At 50.8% G+C, this 19,212-nt stretch carries 17 protein-coding genes and 1 tRNA gene; 7 read left to right on the top strand and 11 right to left on the bottom strand.

Features of this window, described 5'->3' with window-relative positions:
• Window positions 1–19: 19 nt before the first annotated feature.
• Window positions 20–742: a DUF4241 domain-containing protein gene (locus B0I18_RS05610; RefSeq protein WP_106521650.1), complete on the bottom strand. Its 723-nt coding sequence runs from the start codon at window positions 740–742 to the stop codon at window positions 20–22.
• Between the two features lie 172 nt (window positions 743–914).
• Window positions 915–2,150, bottom strand: coding sequence for a 2-oxoglutarate dehydrogenase complex dihydrolipoyllysine-residue succinyltransferase (gene odhB, locus B0I18_RS05605; protein ID WP_106521649.1), 1,236 nt, complete (start codon window positions 2,148–2,150; stop codon window positions 915–917).
• Window positions 2,151–2,455: 305 nt separating this feature from the next.
• Here odhB and B0I18_RS05600 point away from each other — a divergent pair.
• The 3 genes from B0I18_RS05600 to nusG all read left to right on the top strand — a co-directional run bounded on the left by B0I18_RS05600 (window position 2,456) and on the right by nusG (window position 3,447).
• Window positions 2,456–2,526 (top strand) — tRNA-Trp (locus B0I18_RS05600).
• Between the two features lie 109 nt (window positions 2,527–2,635).
• A complete protein-coding gene (secE, locus tag B0I18_RS05595; protein ID WP_106521648.1) occupies window positions 2,636–2,830 on the top strand; it encodes a preprotein translocase subunit SecE in 195 nt (64 codons plus the stop codon).
• 41 nt (window positions 2,831–2,871) lie between these two features.
• On the top strand, window positions 2,872–3,447 hold the full coding sequence (gene nusG / locus B0I18_RS05590; protein WP_106521647.1) for a transcription termination/antitermination protein NusG: 576 nt from the start codon (window positions 2,872–2,874) through the stop codon (window positions 3,445–3,447).
• 454 nt (window positions 3,448–3,901) lie between these two features.
• Here nusG and B0I18_RS05585 read toward each other — a convergent pair whose 3' ends face one another.
• The 3 genes from B0I18_RS05585 to B0I18_RS05575 form a co-directional block, all read right to left on the bottom strand.
• A complete protein-coding gene (locus B0I18_RS05585) occupies window positions 3,902–6,205 on the bottom strand; it encodes a TonB-dependent receptor (RefSeq protein WP_106521646.1) in 2,304 nt (767 codons plus the stop codon).
• 5 nt (window positions 6,206–6,210) lie between these two features.
• Complete coding sequence (locus B0I18_RS05580) at window positions 6,211–6,564, bottom strand: heavy-metal-associated domain-containing protein (RefSeq protein WP_181358348.1); 354 nt, start codon at window positions 6,562–6,564, stop codon at window positions 6,211–6,213.
• 129 nt (window positions 6,565–6,693) lie between these two features.
• Window positions 6,694–7,134, bottom strand: a complete 441-nt coding sequence (locus B0I18_RS05575; RefSeq protein WP_106521644.1) for an HYC_CC_PP family protein — start codon at window positions 7,132–7,134, stop codon at window positions 6,694–6,696.
• A 146-nt stretch (window positions 7,135–7,280) separates the two neighbouring features.
• Between B0I18_RS05575 and B0I18_RS05570 the strand changes: the two genes are divergently transcribed.
• Window positions 7,281–8,528 carry a tetratricopeptide repeat protein gene (locus B0I18_RS05570; RefSeq protein ID WP_106521643.1) on the top strand — a complete coding sequence of 416 codons (1,248 nt, stop codon included), beginning with the start codon at window positions 7,281–7,283 and terminating at the stop codon, window positions 8,526–8,528.
• Here B0I18_RS05570 and B0I18_RS05565 read toward each other — a convergent pair.
• Complete coding sequence (locus tag B0I18_RS05565) at window positions 8,518–9,870, bottom strand: MATE family efflux transporter (protein ID WP_106521642.1); 1,353 nt, start codon at window positions 9,868–9,870, stop codon at window positions 8,518–8,520. The two genes, B0I18_RS05570 and B0I18_RS05565, sit on opposite strands and share 11 nt — an antisense overlap.
• A 153-nt stretch (window positions 9,871–10,023) precedes the next feature.
• Between B0I18_RS05565 and B0I18_RS25415 the strand changes: the two genes are divergently transcribed.
• The 3 genes from B0I18_RS25415 to B0I18_RS05550 all read left to right on the top strand — a co-directional run bounded on the left by B0I18_RS25415 (window position 10,024) and on the right by B0I18_RS05550 (window position 14,420).
• Window positions 10,024–12,942 (top strand): outer membrane beta-barrel protein, encoded by a 2,919-nt coding sequence (locus B0I18_RS25415; RefSeq protein ID WP_106521641.1) that lies wholly within the window; start codon window positions 10,024–10,026, stop codon window positions 12,940–12,942.
• Between the two features lie 143 nt (window positions 12,943–13,085).
• Window positions 13,086–13,991, top strand: a complete 906-nt coding sequence (locus tag B0I18_RS05555) for a helix-turn-helix transcriptional regulator (RefSeq protein ID WP_106521640.1) — start codon at window positions 13,086–13,088, stop codon at window positions 13,989–13,991.
• A 3-nt stretch (window positions 13,992–13,994) separates the two neighbouring features.
• A complete protein-coding gene (locus tag B0I18_RS05550; RefSeq protein WP_106521639.1) occupies window positions 13,995–14,420 on the top strand; it encodes a DUF983 domain-containing protein in 426 nt (141 codons plus the stop codon).
• A 47-nt stretch (window positions 14,421–14,467) separates the two neighbouring features.
• Here the strand turns inward: B0I18_RS05550 and B0I18_RS05545 are convergent, their stop codons facing one another.
• From B0I18_RS05545 to tgt, 5 genes are all read right to left on the bottom strand, one after another.
• The gene (locus B0I18_RS05545; protein WP_106521638.1) at window positions 14,468–15,340 is read right to left on the bottom strand and encodes an energy transducer TonB; all 873 of its coding nucleotides are present in this window, start codon (window positions 15,338–15,340) and stop codon (window positions 14,468–14,470) included.
• 97 nt (window positions 15,341–15,437) lie between these two features.
• Window positions 15,438–16,418 (bottom strand): ADP-glyceromanno-heptose 6-epimerase, encoded by a 981-nt coding sequence (gene rfaD / locus B0I18_RS05540; protein WP_106521637.1) that lies wholly within the window; start codon window positions 16,416–16,418, stop codon window positions 15,438–15,440.
• 25 nt (window positions 16,419–16,443) lie between these two features.
• Window positions 16,444–16,785 (bottom strand): hypothetical protein, encoded by a 342-nt coding sequence (locus tag B0I18_RS05535; protein WP_106521636.1) that lies wholly within the window; start codon window positions 16,783–16,785, stop codon window positions 16,444–16,446.
• Window positions 16,786–16,858: 73 nt separating this feature from the next.
• Window positions 16,859–17,944, bottom strand: a complete 1,086-nt coding sequence (locus B0I18_RS05530; RefSeq protein WP_106521635.1) for an LptF/LptG family permease — start codon at window positions 17,942–17,944, stop codon at window positions 16,859–16,861.
• A 45-nt stretch (window positions 17,945–17,989) separates the two neighbouring features.
• Complete coding sequence (tgt, locus tag B0I18_RS05525; protein ID WP_106521634.1) at window positions 17,990–19,120, bottom strand: tRNA guanosine(34) transglycosylase Tgt; 1,131 nt, start codon at window positions 19,118–19,120, stop codon at window positions 17,990–17,992.
• Between the last annotated feature and the right edge of the window lie 92 nt (window positions 19,121–19,212).

Raw genomic sequence — 19,212 nt, 5'->3', positions numbered from 1 at the left:
CCTGCCGCCTGCCGGTGCTTTATCCTTCACCGGCGCCGCTAAACTCCAGTTCGATATCGATAAACTGGATATACAAAGCACAGATCCGGTCCTGCGCATCATAAGCGAAGTATACGGGATATACACCGTCGCCGAAACCGCTGGCAAACATCGGGATGCGGTAATCGGTACCCGGTATCTGCCAGTTGATCCAGTCGCCGCCTTTTCTCTGATTCCTGGGATTTGCCTGGAAACTCTGTTCAAACAGGCCGGCGAAATAATCGTCGTAGGTGTTTTCGATCTGCTGTTCTTCAAAGAATTTATCGAAATAAGGGAGGGCTTCCACATCGGCGATACAACCCAGGCCCGCATCGACGCCAAAGCCAAAGAAATCGCCGTCTTTCAGGCCTTCCAGGTTTTCCATGCCCACCAGGGCTTCGCGGTACACCGCCGGTTTTTCTGCCGTGAAAGTCACTTTTACCGCGGCATAGCGGTCGCCCCAACTGGCAGACTTCACCACGGCAATGGTTACCGGAAAGGTGCCTTTGGGCGCCTCGGTAAGATAAGGTGTAGCGCCTGCATTTAACGTAACCAGCGGATCGCGGACCACCAGCTTGCCTGTAGGCAGGTAGATGTCGCCGACAGGCATCGTTTCCATAGGTGCGCCGCAGATTTCGCCCGGGGTAAAATAGGATTCCAGGTCGGTAGGACATACCAGGATGTCTTTTACCGCTTCATATTTTTTCAACCAGTCTTGTTCCATGTTCTGTATTTACATTTTTACCGTTTAAAAATACCCATTATCCGGTTTACAGCCAACGCTCCTCCTATCGGGCAGCCGCGTATAAACAGCACACCTGCCTCCCATAACCACAAGCACAAAAAAAATCCCCCTCCGGTAAGAAGGGGGATCGTTATAGATGTTGTCTGCGGAATTAGAGTTCCAGCAGGGCTTTTACAGGATCTTTGCCGATCAGCAACAGTTCGGGGTTTTCGAGCAGTTCTTTTACCCTTACCAGGAAACCTACAGACTCACGACCATCGATAATACGGTGATCGTAGCTCAGCGCCAGGTACATCATCGGGCGGATCTCTACTTTACCGTTGATGGCCATCGGGCGGTCCTGGATCTTGTGCATACCGAGGATAGCCGATTGCGGGATATTGATGATCGGTGTGCTCATCAGCGAACCGAATACACCACCGTTGGTAATGGTAAAGGTACCGCCGGTCATTTCTTCGATCGTAAGTTTGTTGTCGCGGGCTTTAGTAGCCAGTTCTACCACCTTGGCCTCGATCTCGTTCATAGCCATACTTTCGGCATTACGGATAACCGGAACCACCAGGCCTTTAGGCGCAGATACGGCGATAGAGATATCGCAGTATTCATGGTAGATCACGGAATCGCCGTCGATATAGGCATTTACGGCAGGCCATTCCTGCAGCGCTATGCAACATGCTTTGGTAAAGAAGGACATAAAGCCCAGGTTTACGCCATGTTGTTCTTTGAATTTGTCTTTGTATACCTTGCGGATCTCCATGATACGGGTCATATCCACCTCGTTGAACGTGGTGAGCATGGCCGTTGTATTCTTGGCTTCTACCAGTCTGCGTGAAATGGTTTTACGCAGGTTGCTCATTTTTTGCGGACGGTCTTCGCGACTATACAGCGGTTTGCCAGGTGTACGGCCGGGGTTTTCGAGGGCTGCCAGCACATCGCTTTTCAGGATACGGCCCATAGAACCGCTTCCTTTTACGCTTTCGGGCTGTACTTTTTTGTCGGCCATAATCGCGTTGGCCACCGGGGTTGCTTTTACATCGGAAGCTGCAGCGGCGGGCGCAGCAGCTTGTGCCTGTGGAGCCGCCTCTTTTTTAGGTTCTTCTTTCTTTTCCTCTGCTTTCGGAGCGGCTGCAGGGGCAGCTGATTCCGGTTTGGCGGCAGTTTCGTCGATCTTACAGGCCACATCGCCGATGTTCAGGGTATCGCCCTCTTTGGCTACCGTCTGTAAAATACCGGCTTGTTCTGCATTCAGCTCAAAAGTAGCCTTCTCGGACTCCAATTCGCAAATGATTTCATCCCGCTCAACATAATCCCCGTCGTTTTTCAACCATTTTACAAGGGTTACTTCGCTGATGGATTCGCCTACTGGCGGCACTTTAATTTCGATCATGGAAAGAATATATGAATTGCTCTAAAAATTAAATAAGGCGGACGGATACAAGCCGTTCCTATTGGGCTGCTAAATTAGGAAACAGCCGTCATTCCACAAATTTAATTCGCAAATTGCTGTATTACTTCTGCTTACTTTATCCGCCGGTTGACATTCGTCAAGCTCCAGGAAAGCCCTGAAATTTTAACTTCTTCGAAAAAAGAATTTTTTATTTCAAAAGGTTTCTTATCTTTGCGCTCCAAGAGTTCAAAAGTCAAAAGTTCTTCTTTTGACTTTTTATTTTGAGTTCTTTCATAAGTACATACACGGGCATGGTGCAACGGTAGCATACGGGTCTCCAAAACCTTTGATCTGGGTTCGAATCCTAGTGCCCGTGCTAATTTTAATGTAAAAGGTAAATTTTAAAGATCGGAAGTGGCAGTAGCAATATTGCAATCAAAGCAACCCATGTTTAATATTTACCTTTTTATCTTATTATACCTATTATGAGCAAATTCGGAACCTATATCCAGGAGTCATATGATGAGCTGATCCATAAAGTAAGCTGGCCTTCCTGGAATGAGCTGCAACAGACCACGTTGATCGTTTTAGCTTCCCTGGCTATCGTTACCGCTCTGATCTTCGGCATGGACGCCGCTTCAGAAGCTGTAATGAAGTTGATTTACGGTATGACCAAGTAAACCACAAAGCGATTTTACGGCTTAGAAATTCAATTTAACAAATGAGTGAAAATACTACACCACAAGCAATAGAACAGGAGACCAAATGGTATGTACTGCGTATTGTAAGCGGTAAAGAGAGAAAAGTAAAAGAACACCTTGATAAGGAAGTGAAGATAAACGGCTGGGGAAATGCAATCCTGCAGATCCTTTGCCCGGTAGAAAAAGTGTTCAAGGTAGTGAATGGCAAAAAAGTGCTGCGTGAAAAAACCCTGTTCCCGGGTTATATCATGCTGGAAGCGCTCGACGGCAAACTGAACGACACCATGATCCAGGGTATTACTGCCGTAACCAGCGTAATCCACTTCCTGGGCAAGGAGCATCCGATCGCCCTGCGCAAAAGCGAGGTGAACAAGATGTTCGGTAAACTGGATGAGGTTTCTGAAGCCGGCATCGGTTATGCAGAACCTTATATCGTGGGCGAAACCATCAAGATCATCGACGGCCCGTTCAACGATTTCAACGGTACCATCGAAGAAGTAAACGAAGAGAAGAAAAAGCTGAAGATCGTCGTGAAGATATTCGGTCGCGCTACCCCGGTAGAGCTGAACTATTCACAGGTAGAAAAGATCGCCTAAGCTTAAAGATACAATTGCAAAGCCGCTTCATCCGAAGCGGCTTTTTTTATTGCGATCCTGCGCTGGTTGCAGCGTCACGCTATGACCCATATATACTGGATCAAGCGGAATTCCTGTGGGTTAATAAAAAGCCTTGTTCTTAAAACGAATCATCATTTTGCCAGATCCCTATTGATTTGCTTCGCTATTCGTGTTATCTCGCTACGAATTTACATGCCCTGGCAGCTAAACTATTTGCAGCAATGGAATACTTTTTTTCTCGCAGCGATACAGCGACGCGGCGCACTTGTGCACATTGGTCGTAACATCTGGCCACCAACCGCATAGGCATGCTTTGCTCAACACCCGTTACCTACACTGCTCTATCTGGTCATAGCATCCCGCTACGCCCCATATATCCAACAAAAAGACCCGCCGGTATCCGGCGGGTCTTTCATTTTAGCTTATCAACACACTATTTCAGTTTGTACCGGAAGCCAACGTAAAAGTTACGTCCCATAGCCGGGCCCCATACCAGCGAGCCGTCAAAGCTCTTGCCATAAGGATCGGAGGCGCCCAGGATCAGGTTATGCTGCATATAACCGGTCAGGTTTTCGCCGCCCAGGTATACTTCCACATTGCCATCCTGCCAGCTTTTGCTGATCTGTGCATTCATCTGCACAAAAGAAGGCGACTGCGAATCCATAACATGTCCGCCGGGTTCATCATCAGTCAGGTGGGCCGGTATACGTTTCGTACCTACCCATTGCAGGGTGTAGTCAAACTTCCAGCTGTTCTTCGTTTCGTAACCGATGTTCATAAAGGCACGATGCGGCGCTATCAGTGGCTTTTGTTTCAATACACCCTCATAAGTGGCCCTTACATCGTAATAACGGTAAGCCAGTCTTACATCCAGGTTGCGCACGGGCTCATAGTCGAGCTGCGCCTGGAAGCTGTGTGCATAAGACTTCCCGTTGAGGTTATAGAACTTCACTTCATGCGGTTGTTCGATATCTACTACCACCTGGTTGGTAAAGTCGGTATAGTAGTAATCCATACTGAAAGCCCCATCGCGATAGTTGAGCATAAACTTCTTGGTGAAGTTAAGGCCCATATTCCAGGCTACTTCCGGGTTAAGGCCATAGGCTTTACCGCCGTTGCCATTCACTACGAAAGCCCTGTTGCTGGCCATATAACCCAGGTTTTCGGCAAAGATATTAGCCGTACGCTGCGCCCTGCCCGCCGATGCACGGAACACCGTATTTTCCAGCGGTGCATAACGGACATGCAATCTCGGTGTTACAAAGGCGCCGAATATATTGTGGTAGTCGCCCCGCAAGCCCGCAACCACGCTGAATTTGGTCAGGTAGTTATAGGCATATTCCACGAAGGCGCCGGGCACATATTCGGTACGTTTATAACCGGCGCCGGTAAAGCTTTCCTTATAGTCGTCGGCCTGGAAACTGGCGCCGCCTTTGATGATGTTATTGGTATTGCCGATAATGGTCTGGTAGATGTAATTGGCATAAAAGCTCTTTTGCCGGCCATCGTAATTGCGGCCGCCGAAGAGGCTCTGCTGATCGTGGTAAATACCGGATAACTGCAGGCCCATGCTCTTCCAGGACTTGGCCGGGAACACCTTACCGATCTTGGCCCAGCCTTCCACTCGTTTAATCTGCTGCTCGTATCCCCAGGGATTGCCTGTTACCTGTTCGGTACCTTTGCTGTAGGCCTTCTGGCCGCCGGTATTGTCGAGGTATACGCCTTTGATACCCCCCTGGATCTCCAGGCCCGATTTACCAAAGTAAAACCAGCGGTTAGAGCCTACGAAAGTCTGGCCCAGCGGCTGGTCCAGGAAGCCGTCTTTATTCTGGTCTATCTTAGCCCAGTCGCCGCGGCCATGCAACAGCAGGTTGGTGCTCAGGGATTCCGAGAATTTATGGCTCAGTACCAGGTTGCCTTCTGTACGCCCCTGCACGCTTTGGTAGCCATTGAGATACAGGCGGGGTTCTTTTTCGGCGAAGGGTTTGCGCCATTCAATATTGATCTGGCCTGCAGTGCCTTCATAGCCGTTCACCACGCTGCCTGCACCTTTGCTCAGCTGCATGCTTTCCACCCAGGCGCCCGGCGTAAAGGTAAGACCGGTAATAGCGGCCAGTCCGCGTACATCGGGTATATTCTCGCGGGTAAAGGAAGTATACGATCCAGCCAGTCCCAGCATCTGGATCTGTTTATAACCGCTTACGGCATCGGTAAAGCCCACGTCGACCGAAGGAGTAGTTTCGAAACTCTCGCTCAGGTTGCAACAGGCGGCTTTCATCAGTTCACGGGAGCCGATCTTCTCGGTCTTCATCGTACCCAGCAAATTGATCTCGGTACTTTTCCGGCGGCTTTCGATGGTTACTTCCTTCAGGTTGCGGGTTTCGCGAAGGGCCACGGTAAACGGAGTCGTGCCGGCAGCCACATCAAGGGTATCATTCTCGAAGCCCACATAACTTACGACTACCCGGGCGGCACTGTCCGGCAGGCTAAGGCTAAAATTGCCCTCCGCATCGGCAACGGTACCATGATCCGAGCCCAGGGCGCGGATCGAAGCGCCCGGCAGGCCCTCTTTCGTGCCTGCATCGGTAATCGTTCCGGAGATCTGCCGTATACCTGCATCCTGCGCTGATGCATAGGTGGCCGACAGCAAAAGTCCGGAAAAGATCAGGATTGTGCTATAGTTCGACCGGCGGGGCTTTCGGGGCCCGGCCGGGTATGGTTTATGATAAAGGTGCATACCGCTTAGTGCGCTTCTACGTGTTCACTTTTATAGGCGCAGCATTCCGGTAATTGGTTGTAGGCACTGTCGGTCGCGTGTACATCACCCGCATCATGACCGGCACGGGCTATGTGTTCTTCGATCTTCTGGAGCGATGTCTTGGAAGGTTTGTAGGTAACGGTCAGTTCCTTAGTGTCTTTATTCCATTCCGCACGTTTTACGCCAGGACTGTAAGCAGCGTCTTCTATGCGTTTTTTACACTGGTTACAGGTACCCTGTACCGTTATTTTTTCGGTGGCTATATCTTTTTTGCCCTGGGCAAAAGAAAAATTTACAGCTATAAGGAGGATGGCTAAAAGCCCTGAAATACGTTTCATTATTTGGATTGATTACGGATTGAAAACACCGGGACGGGTTGCAAGGCAAGAAATAACCACTGCGGCCAGGCCCGGGATAATAATAAAATAACCGGCATACAGACATATGCCAAAGGAAAGATAGTTATTTTAACCGTAATAAGTGAAACGCGTATGTAATTTATAAAGTGGTATATCCTGCCACCTTCCGGGGGGCGCATTGGATTGATATACCTGGCGGGTAGCTTCGGAAGTATATCCTAAAAAGACAGGAACGGCGAATTGAGGCGTCAGCGGAACGAATACATCGGTAGTCGTCAACTGCAGCTGCTGGATGCTTTCTTTATTCTGATCCTGGGCGATCTTAAGCGTCACCACTTTGCTGGAACAACAGTCGTCGTCCTGCACAGCAGCGGTAGCAGACTTGCCGGGCATGGTTGCCGCATCTTTACAGCAGCATGCGGCATGCTCCTGGTTGATCTTCCAGGAGGACACTTTACGCCCGCAAAAGTGGATCTGCACCATAGTCCCGGATACGGCTATGATGTAAAGTACCAGCAGGGGTATTGCTATGAGTTTCCGCAAACGCATGCTGCAAAACTAAGCATTATATTATTTCCTGTTGTTAAAATGCCGTAAAAGCCGCCGGGATCGCATCGATAGGGCAATAGAGGCAAAACAGCCCTTCCTCCTGCGCTTTGCAAGGCCATATGCTTTAGCTTTGCAGGCGCTGACCGATGAAACGCTTTTTACCGCTTATTTTGCTGTTGTATTTCCTGTTGCCGGCGGGCGCTTATGCCGGCGCCGATACGCTTGCCATGCCGGATACACACGATACGGCTCTTTATATTACCTACCTTAACAACAAAAGCGCACAACTTATAGCCGCGGGCGAGGGCCAACAGGCCGCCCGGTATGCCGGCCAGGCCCTGGAGCTGGCGCGCCTTACCGGTAACGAGGAAGAGGCAGCGTATTCGTTGTATTATATCGGCAATGCCTATTCGGGTAAGGGCGAAGACAAAAAAGCGCTGTCCAGCTTTATCCGGTCCCTGAAACGGAAAAAGACCCTGCAAAACCTGCAGCTGGCCGAAAAGCTGTATTACAGTATGGCCATGGTTTTTGCCCGCATCAAAAAATACCCGGAGGCACTCCGGTATTTCCATAAAGCCTCGGGATTGCACAACCGGCAGGAAGACGAGGAAGAAGCCAGCGGCCTGGTTGCCGACGATGACGATCATGACGACGACGACAACCTGCCTACCGACCCGCGGCAATTGCTCAACCAGGACAGCCTCGGCCGCTTCAGGCTCTATGATGCAAACATAAGCTTCGGTAGCAATGAACTGGTAATTGATAAGGATACGATACTGCTCGACCACGATCTGCCCCAAACGCGCAAAGCAGCCAGGTTAAAAGCTAAAGACATTATCCAACCGTTCCGCGACCATAAAAAAGCGTTGGCTTACGGCGTGCTGCTGCATACCAAACAACCCGTATCGGGCGAGCGCAAGGCTTTTACGGGCATCAATAATGTGGGGCATATGTTCATTACCCTCATTAAGTTCAACGCCGATTCAGGTTATGTATCGCGCACCTTCGGCTTTTACCCCGATAAAGACAACCTCTTTTCTGCCACCCCTTTCCTGCCCGCATCCAGTTCGGTGTTTAAGGACGACGGCGACCATGACTGGGATGAAACGGTGGGCAAGTTTATCTCCCGAAAACGCTTCCGGAAGATATTGAGAATGGTAAAGCAATACAGCAAAAGCAAGTATAACCTGAACCGGAATAACTGTACCGATTTCGGGCTTTGCGTTGCAGCGATTGCGGGCATCCGGATTGAAGAGACAAAGGGCAGCTGGCCCCTGGGCAGCGGCAATAACCCTGCCAATGCAGGCCAGAGCATACGCGAGGGCAAGGTGGAAGACACCGACATCCATGGTGGGTCGGCGCCTATGTTTATCCTCAATAATCTTATCCGGTAACCTCCTGCATCTCTTTTACCGGCTTGCCGGCTATCTTCAGGAAACGGGCAGAGAGGAATACAGACGAAAGCGTAAGACCGATGATAAAGCCCAGCCAGATGCCCGAAGCGCCGAGCTTAAAGGTAAAGGCCAGCAGGCAACCCACCGGTATACCCACCACCCAGTAAGCGATAGCGATCAGGATCGTTGGTATCTTCACATCCTTGACACCCCGCAGCAGCCCCGCGCCGATGGCCTGGGTACTGTCGGAGATCTGGAAGATAGCGGCAAAAAACAATAACATAGAAGCCATTTCCACCACCGGCTGTTCGTCGTTAAAGGCATAAGGCAGCTGGTTACGTAATACCACAAAGCCGACCGCACAAAAACAGCCGTACAGCAAGGCTACGATGAGCGTGCTTTTGCCGATGGCGGTAATGCGTATACGGTCGCCGCGGCCATAAGCATTGCTGGTACGGATCGAGCCGCCCTGGGCAAGGCCCATAGAAACCATAAAGGTAAAAGAAGCACAACTGAGCGCAATTTGGTGTGCCGCCTGCTCTACCGCGCCTATGGTACCGATAAGGATGCCCGATACCGCGAAGGCGCCGGCTTCCATACCGATCTGCAGCCCGCTGGGCACACCGATATGTAACAGTTCTTTTATGGTCAGCAGTTTCAGTTTCCACTGCCTGCTCCTGATGGCTACATACTTGCGGAAGGTGCGGTGGGTAAGGATAACCAGGCCCATGATCACGAAAATAAGGGTACGGGTAATGAGGGTACCCCAACCTGCGCCCACCAGTTCGAGCCGTGGAAAACCCAGGTTGCCGAATATCAGCAGCCAGTTGATAAATACATTAAGCGGTAAGGCCAGCACAGACAACAACATGGCGGTACGTGTAAACTCAAGCCCGTCGGTAAATTGTTTGAGCGCCATAAACAGGATCATCGGGATTACCGACCAGCCCATAAGCTGCATAAAGGGCACGGCCAGCCGGGCCACCTCGGGATCCTGCCCCAGGTGGAAGAGGATGCCTTTGCCCAACTCAAGCCCGAGGGAAATAAACACGGCGGCTATAGCACACAGCCAGAACCCGTTGTACAGGTAGTGCGATACCATTTGCCCGTCGCGGCGGCCATGCGCCATCGATACCATCTGCGATACAGATATCGTAATACCGATACCGATCACAAAAGGGATATTCATTACACTCATCACCAACGCGGCAGCCGCAAGTTCCTTATAACCTACCCTTCCGACCATGGCCGTATCGATAATGTGCAGTGCCATTTGCGCCAGTTCACCGAATATGATCGGCAGCGCGAGGCGGACCGTCTTACCAGCTTCTTCCCGTAACATATAATTCCTGAAATTTTAAAAATTGACTTTTCTGGGGGGAGGACGAAGGTAAGAAAGTTTAGAGGCAGGCAGGGTTAAATTATTTCCTCTTTAACCTTAAACTAACGGATATTTGACCAGTCAAATCGCTGCCAGCTCAATATTGGTTTTAATATGTATAAATCCAGGATAGTATATACCCTCCTTTTTATTTTCGGATGCGCCAACCTGCTCCATGCCCAGGAACCGGCCGCAGCGGCTACCGCTGCCGTTTCGGGTATCGTAAAGGATAATGTGAACGAGCCCCAGATCGGCGCCACTGTGTCGCTGCAAACCCCTGCAGGCGCTTACGCCGGCGGTGGTGCGGCAGATATCGACGGGCATTTCGTGATCAGCAATATCAGCCCGGGCACCTACCGGGTAAAGATATCCTACCTGGGATTTACCGATTATACCAAAGAAATTTCGGTGGGCGCCACGGAGTTTAACCTCGGCATTGTAAAAATGGAACCGAGCAAAGCCACCGCGCTTAAAGAAGTCGACATCGTGGAAAAAGCGATTGCCGTACAGCAAAAAGACGATACCACCCAGTTCAATGCCAATTCCTATAAAGTAAACCCCGATGCCAGTGCCGAAGACCTTGTACGCAAAATGCCGGGTATAGACCTGAGCTCGGGTACGCCCCAGGCACAAGGCGAACAAGTGGCCAAAGTGCTGGTGGACGGTAAACCCTTTTTTGGCGACGATGCCACCTCTTCGCTCAAAAACCTGCCTGCCGAAGTCATCGACAAAATACAGGTATACGACGAAAAGAGCGAGCAGTCGCAGTTTACCGGCTTCGATGACGGCAATACCTCGAAGGTGATCAATATCGTAACCAAACCCGGCAAACGCCAGGGCGTATTCGGCAAGGTATACGGCGCTTATGGCTACGACGACAAGTATAATGCAGGCGGTAATATCAACTACTTCCAGGGCGATCGCCGCATCAGCCTTATAGGGCAAACCAATAATGTCAATATCCAGAATTTTGCGGCACAGGACCTGCTCGGCATATCGGGCGGCAGCGGCGGACGCGGCTTTGGCGGTGGCGGCCGGCGCGGCGGTGACGGCGGCGGCGGTATGGCCGGCAATAATTTTATGACGGCCCAACAGGGCGGTATTTCCAAAACCAATGCCGTAGGCTTTAACTATTCCGACAAATGGGGCAAGAAGGTGGATGTTACAGCCAGCTATTTTTTCAACAACAGCAATAACGTACAGGACCAGCAGACCAACAGGCAATACCTGCTACCCTCGCAGGCCGACCAGACCTACGACGAGCTGAGTAATGCCACTACCAATAACTATAACCACCGGTTCAACATGCGCCTGAACTATACCATCGACTCCTCCAATTCGCTGCTGTTTATCCCCACCATTTCGGCACAGAACAACAACAGCAACTCTACACTCGATGGCAAGACCTATGCCGGCAGCGATGTAATCAACAGCATTACCAATAACTTCAATTCCAAATTAAAGGGTTATAACCTGAATGGTATGCTGCTGTACCGCCATAAGTTTAAGAAACGCGGCCGTACCCTTTCCTTAATGGCCAATGGCGGGTATAACGATAACGAGGGCAATACCAAACTGTACTCCAACACCATCTACGATACCTCGCTGGTGATAACCGACCAGGAAGCCATCCAGCAACAAAACGGCTGGACGCTGAACAGTAACATCAACTATACCGAGCCCCTATCCCGCAAGAGCTTTATGCAGGTGCAATACGGCCTGCGCTACCAGGAAAGCGAATCGGATAAAAGGACTTATAACTTTTCGCAGCAGACCGGCGACTATACCCTGCCCGATACCCTGCTGAGCAATACCTTTACCACCGATTACCTGACGCACCGCGGCGGGCTTACCTACCGGTATATGGATACGGCCTTTAACTTTAATATCGGTGTGGACTTCCAGTATGCCACGCTCAACAACGACCGCGTATTGCCTTATACCAATAACCTGCAGCGCAGTTTCAACAATATATTGCCTTCGGCCAGGTTCCAGTATAATTTCGATAAGAAGAAAAACCTGCGCCTGTTTTACCGCACCTCTACCAACGCACCTTCGGTAACCCAGTTGCAGGATGTGATCAACAATGCGAACCTGCTGCAGCAATCGGTGGGTAACCCCGACCTGGTACAGTCGTACCAGCACAACCTGATGGCGCGCTATAATGCGACTAATACCGCACGGTCGAGCACCTTCTTTGCAATGTTGTCGGGATCGCTTACGCAGAACTATATTGCCAACAGCACCATTATCGCGGAAGATACCATGACGGTGAACCACGTGTTCCTGGAACGCGGCGCACAGCTGAGCAAACCGGTAAACCTCGATGGTTATGTAAACCTGCGCAGCTTTGCCACCTATGGTATGCCGGTAGCCGCGCTTAAGTCCAACCTGAACATCAATGCCTCCGCAGGTTATGTACGTATACCCGGCCTGATCAACGACCGGAAGAACTATGCCAACAATACCAATCTCGGACTGGGCCTGGTACTGAGCAGTAATATCAGCGAAAAGGTAGACTTTACCATTTCGTCCAACTCGTCATACAATATCGTTACCAACACCCTCAACACCACCGCCAACAATAAATACTTCAACCAGAGCTCCCGCTTGTCACTCAACTATATTTTCTGGAGAGGTATCGTTTTCAATACCGAACTGAACCACCAGTTGTACACCGGCCTGTCGGCGGGTTACAACCAGAACTTCCTGTTATGGAATATGAGCGTGGCCAAGAAGGTATTTAAGAACCAACAGGGCGAGATAAAGCTGTCGGTATTCGACCTGCTGAAACAGAACAACAGCATTGCCCGCAGCGTTACCGAGACGTATACGCAGGATCTGAGGACCAATGTACTGCAGCGTTATTTTATGCTGACCTTTACCTATAACCTGCGCTTCTTTAAAGGCGGTGCATCGATGAAGGATGCAGAACGCAATAGCGACAGGGGTATGATGGACCGCGGTATGATGCCGCCTCCGGGCATGGCCCCCGGTATGGGCGGCGATTATGGCCCGCCGCCAGGCAGGTAATACCTAACCGCTAAACATAATTTAAGGAGCAGCTTTACCGCTGCTCCTTTTTAATTGTGTAATTTACCGATCAGTAAAAAACACCATTAACGGACCGCTTAGCACCATTACGGACGCCGGGGCGGTCGTAACTTTGTATCCAGATGCAACGCAAGGCAAAACACATACCGGTCTACGATATCTGCGCACTGCAGGACAACAGCGGCAGTCTGCACGACGACCTCATCATCGAGCCTTTCGGCGCTTACCTGAAAAGGCATCCGCACCTTACCGTACCGCACCGGCATTCGTTCTACCATATGCTGCTTTTTACCAAAGGCAAAGGCATGCATACGATCGATTTCGAACAGTTCCCGGTAGCGAAAGGACAGATCTATTTTATGGCGCCGGGCCAGGTACACAGCTGGCAGTTCGAAGGGGAGACCGACGGATTCGTACTGAACTTTTCGGAACATTTCCTTTCTTCCTTCCTGAAGAATGATCGCTATACCGACCAGTTTACCTTCCTCGACGGCATTGCCGCCAACGCGGTACTGCAACTCAAAGGCCAGGTATACGAAGAGACGAAAGCCCTTATGGGTAAGATACTGGAAGAGGCGGAACAAAAGCAGCCCCTGGCTATGGACGTTATACGGATATGCCTGTTGCAGCTGTTTATTACGGTAAGCCGGAGCGAAGGTAGCCCGCATATACAGCAAAGCCAGCAACACAATATCGTTACCCTGCGCAACTTCCGCAGGCTGGTGGAACAACATTTCGCTACCCTGAAACTGCCCAAGGACTATGCCGCCATGTTGTACATTACCCCCAACCACCTGAATGCGCTGTGCAAGGACCAGTTGGGCAAACAGGCCGGCGAGATCATCCGCGACCGCATCCTGCTGGAGGCCAAACGGCTGCTCGTAAACAGGGATATGCAGATCGCATCAATCGCTTACGACCTCAACTTTACCGACAACTCCTACTTTACCAAGTTCTTCAAAAAATTAACCGGCATAACGCCTGAACAATTCAGGAAAGCCATAATGGATCACAACAGTAAATCTTAGTTTATGTGCGCCCAAAAACCACATGCAGCACCCGGCCTGATGAGCAGCGTACTGCGTAACAAATGCCCGAAATGCAGACAGGGAAACCTTTTCCTGAGCAGCAACCCTTACAACCTGAAAAAGATAACCGCTATGCCCGAGCAGTGCCCCGTATGCGGCCAGGCCATGGAGCCGGAGATCGGCTTTTATTACGGTACCGGTTATGTAAGTTATGGCCTGTCTATCCTGTTCTGTGCCCTCAGCTTTATACTCTGGGTATTGCTGATCGGCATCTCGCTGAAAGATAACCGTATCTTCTGGTGGCTGGGTATTAATATCGCTTTGATGATACTGGTACAACCCATCCTGATGCGTATGTCCCGTTCTATATGGATCGCCTTCTTTGTGAAGTACGACCCCAAATACAGCATGGGCTTGAAATACAGCTGACCTTAAACAACATGGGCTGCATCGTATGATGCAGCCCATGTTGTTTATTATCGGGCAAGCCGGAAAGCAATCGGCATAATATAACTGACTCTTACAAACTGGCCATTCTGCTTGCCGGGCTTCCATTTCGGCATAGCGCTTACAACCCTGACCGCCTCTTCATTACAACCGCCGCCTATACCGCGCAGCAGTTTTATATTTTCGATCACACCCTGCGCATTCACCACGAACGATACGTGTACATTGCCCTCGATCTCCTGTTCAATGGCTGTTTTGGGGTAACGCAGGTTTTTGCGAAGGAAGTCCATCAGGGCTTTTTGTCCTCCCGGGAATTCGGGCATTTGCTCCACAAATACAAAGTCACCGTTATTTCCTTTACGACCCAGGCCTTCCTTATGTTCCGCCGGACTTGGCTCACCGCCGCCGTTTACCTCCGGCTTGTCGGTAGAGAGGGCTGCTGCTATGCCTCCCGGTGTGCCGGGATTATCGGCAGCGGCCGATAGTTTATCTTTCAACTCATCTGCCGTAGGCGGCACATCTTCCGGTTTCACCCTTTCGGGTGGTACGATAACCGGCGGCAGATTTTTTAAAGAAGGCGCTACAGGCGGCGGCGCCGGTGGTTTTTCGGGCGATGGTGGTGGCGGGGGCGGGGCTGGCGGTTTAGGGGGCTCAATATCTTTCAGTGTTATAGCGGGTATAATGCGCTCGTCGGGTTTCAGTTCAACAGGGGTCTTGGCATGCAGTTCAGAAAGTACAAAAGGCGCTGTAATACCACCGGCCAGAATGGCCATGGTAATGCCCAGCGCCTTAAGCGTACGGCGGCCGTAATGCTTGCGCAATTCGTAACTGCCATAGGCTTTGTTGCGCTGATCGAAGATCAGATCCAGGTAGTCGGCTTCCAGAATTTTTTTAGTTTCCATAACAAGTGGTTTACTATTCAGAAACAGGTTCCCAAAAATTCCATAAAAAAAGATCCGGCAATATTTTGCCGGATCTTGGTATCGTCAGAGCAAGTGCTTAATAATAACTTGCCTGCTCCAGGTAATATTTGAGGTAGTCACCTATACCCTCTTCCAGGCTGTGAAAGGCTTTATCGTAGCCAGCTTCGCGCAGCTTGCCCATATCGGCCTGGGTATAGTACTGGTAGTTGTCGCGGATATCGGCAGGCGTATCGATATAGTCGATCTTACCCGCCAGGTGCAGCTGGTCAAACAGGGAACGGGCAAGGTCGTTGAAAGTACGGGCCTGCCCGGTACCCAGGTTGTAGATGCCGCTGGCCGGTTGTTGTTCCATCGTCCAGGTAAGCACCTGCAGCACATCCTTTACATAAACGAAATCGCGCAATTGCGCGCCGTCTTTATATCCGGGGTTATGAGAACGGAAGAGACGGATACTGCCCCGCTCCTTGATCTGCTGGTAGGCATGGAACACCACGGAAGCCATGCGGCCTTTATGGTATTCGTTGGGACCGTAAACGTTGAAAAATTTAAATCCGGCCCAGAACGGGGGCTGGTGCTTTTGTTCCAGGGCCCAGATGTCGAAGTCGTTTTTTGAAATGCCATAGGCATTCAGCGGCTTTAACTCCGGGATCAGGTTTTCCTCTTCGGTATAGCCATGCCCGCCATTGCCATAGGTGGCAGCCGACGAGGCATAAATAAGGGGAATATTACGGTCCACGCAATATTCCCATATATCTTTTGAATACTCCAGGTTCAACTTCCGGAAGATCTCGAAATCAGGGTCGGTAGTATCGGTGCGTGCGCCCAGGTGAAAGATATAACGTATCTGATCGGGATGCGCTTTGCACCAATCTGCGAACTGGTCGCGGTGCACCTTATGCAGGTATTTTTTTCCCTGGAAATTATGCACTTTCCGCTGATCCGAAAAGTCATCTACCAGTACCAGCTGCTCAAAACCCAGCTCATTCAGGTAAGCCGTAAGACAGCTCCCTATAAAACCGGCGGCACCGGTAATAGCAATTACCTCGTTTTTCTCCATGAAGGACCAGGATAAACCTTATTGATTAATGATGAGCCTCTTCTTTGGCAGGTGTGCTTTCCGGGGCTGCATGGCCGGCTTCGGTATGTTCTGTAGCAGTAGCTTCATGACCTTTACCTTCAGCTTCAGTACCATGTGCTTCGTTATGCGCGGCAGGCGCTTCGTGTGCTTCGCTGTGTGCACCATGACCGGCAGCCGGAGCGGCATGTTCGGTAGGCGCACCATGACCACCACCATGAGCATCGTCACCGCCCATTGCTTTTACAAAATTAACCCCTCCGATTACCAGACCTACAAAGATCAATACGGTCCAGAATGCTGCAGAGCTGGGTATGTTCGTTTTTTCGGGTTGTACTGCGTGCGACATAGTTTTTAGATTCTTTTATAAGGATGCAAAAGTAATTTTTTTTAGGGAAAAAGAAAGCAATGTTGCCTAAATCCTAGTTGACCTGCCTTCTGAACAGCACGATGGCTACAATGCCGAAAATAGCATTGGGGATCCATACGGCGATCAGCGGACTGAGCCCTGCATTGGTAGAGAAGGTTTGGGTAAACTGGAAAAACAGCATGTACAAGGCGCTGATCACGATGCCCAGGGCAAGGTGCAGGCCGCTGCCGCCCCTTACCTTGCGGGATGCGATACAGGCGCCGATCATGGTGAGGATAAAGCCTGCAAAGGGTTGCGCGGTACGCTTATGTTGTTCGATCAGGTAAAAGTTAACGCTCTCCCGGCCGCGTTGCCGTTCGCGTTCCGTAAACCGGATCAGCTCGGGCGTGGTCATGGTTTCCCGGGCCCTGCCATCATCATCGAGGTCTTTGGGAGTAAAGGGAAATTTACGGATCAGCTCGGGCTTCAGTTCCAGCGTCTCTTTCAGGCCATCGTTCCTGCGGATCACCACACTGCTCAGCTTCCATTCTTTTTTCAGGGTGTCATAACTCGCCCGGTCGGCCATGATCTTTTCCTTCAGTTGAATACCGTCTACCGTCTCGGCCGTAAAACGGCGGCCTGTATTTTCGTTGTAGTTGTAGTTTTCGATATACACATACAGGTTAGGACTCAGGCGCAGGTGCACATTGTTATCACTCGCTACCTTTTTGGGCCAGATGTACAGCTCGTGAAAATGGTTGATATTCTTGTTGGCTATGGGTACGATCCAGTGGTTGGCCACCAGCGCAATAATACCAAGGATAATACTGCCCGCGATATAAGGCCGCAGGAAACGGCGGAAAGACACACCTGCCGCCAGCGTGGCAATGATCTCGGTACGGTAGGCCATTTTCGAAGTAAAGAAAATGGTAGCGATAAAGATAAACAGCGGGAAAAGCAGGGCCACGATATGCGGCACGAAATTGAGAAAGTAAAAGGCAATAGGTCCTGCCGGCGCCTTGTTCTCTACGAAGTAATCTACCTTCTGGGAATAGTCGATCACACAGGCGATCACCGCCAGGATCATAATGGCAAAGAAGAAGGTCGATAAGAACTTCTTCAGGATAAAGGAATCGATTATGGTCCAGAATTTTTTCACGCCGGCGTTGTATGCATTGCAAGATAACCTGTTCTCAATATATTTTTAGTTTCTTCTTTTTACGGTTTCCAGCATGCCCCGCCTCCAGGATGCGAAGTCGCCGGCAATAATGTGCTTGCGGGCTTCTTTAACCAGGTGCAGGTAGAACGACAGGTTCTGCAGGCTGGCCAGTTGCAGGCCCAGTATCTCGTTGGCGGCAAACAGGTGCCTCAGGTAAGCTTTGGTGTACACCGTACTGGGTCCGTCTTCCAGGCCTGCGTCGATAGGCGAGAAGTCGTCGGCCCAGCGTTTGTTTTTTATATTCACTACGCCTTCTGAGGTAAAGAGCATACCATTACGCCCGTTGCGGGTAGGCATTACGCAGTCAAACATATCCACACCCAGGCCGATACCTTCGAGAATGTTCCAGGGGGTACCCACGCCCATAAGATAACGTGGCTTTTGCTTTGGCAGTATGCCACATACCAGTTCGCACATTTCGTACATATCCTGTTCGGGTTCGCCTACCGACAGGCCGCCGATAGCGTTACCGTCGGCTTCGATCTGGCTTATAAACTCCGCCGACTCCCTGCGCAGGTCTTTATAGGTACTGCCCTGCACGATGGGGAACAGGCTTTGGTTATGCCCGTATTTAGGTTCGGTTTCGCCAAAGCGCTTTACGCAGCGGGTAAGCCAGCGATGGGTAAGTTCCATGGATTTGCGCGCATAACCGTATTCGCAGGGATAAGGCGTGCACTCGTCGAAAGCCATAACGATATCGGCGCCTATACTACGCTGGATATCCATTACGCTTTCGGGGGTAAACAGGTGGCGCGACCCATCAATATGCGACTGGAACAGGGCGCCTTCTTCCTTCAGCTTGCGGTTGCCGCTGAGCGAAAATACCTGGTAACCGCCGCTGTCGGTCAGGATGGGGCGGTCCCAACCGTTAAATTTGTGCAGGCCGCCTGCTTTTTCCAGGATCTCGGTGCCGGGGCGCAGGTACAGGTGATAGGTATTGCCCAGGATAATCTGGCCCTTGACCGTTTCCTTAAGCTGCTCCTGCATCACAGCTTTTACACTGCCTACAGTGCCCACAGGCATAAAAATAGGCGTTTCGATGGTCCCGTGATCGGTATGCAGCAAACCGGCCCGCGCGCCGGTTTCCGCGTCGGTAGCAATGAGTTCAAATTCCATGAGGGCGCAAAATTAAGAAATATATACCCACCGACCATCTTCCTGGCCTACAGATAACACAGCGGGGGAGCAACTAAATCCCGGGACGCCGG

Source organism: Taibaiella chishuiensis, from assembly GCF_003014535.1.
Classification (GTDB): domain Bacteria; phylum Bacteroidota; class Bacteroidia; order Chitinophagales; family Chitinophagaceae; genus Taibaiella; species Taibaiella chishuiensis.
This window is presented reverse-complemented; position numbering and strand designations above follow the sequence as displayed.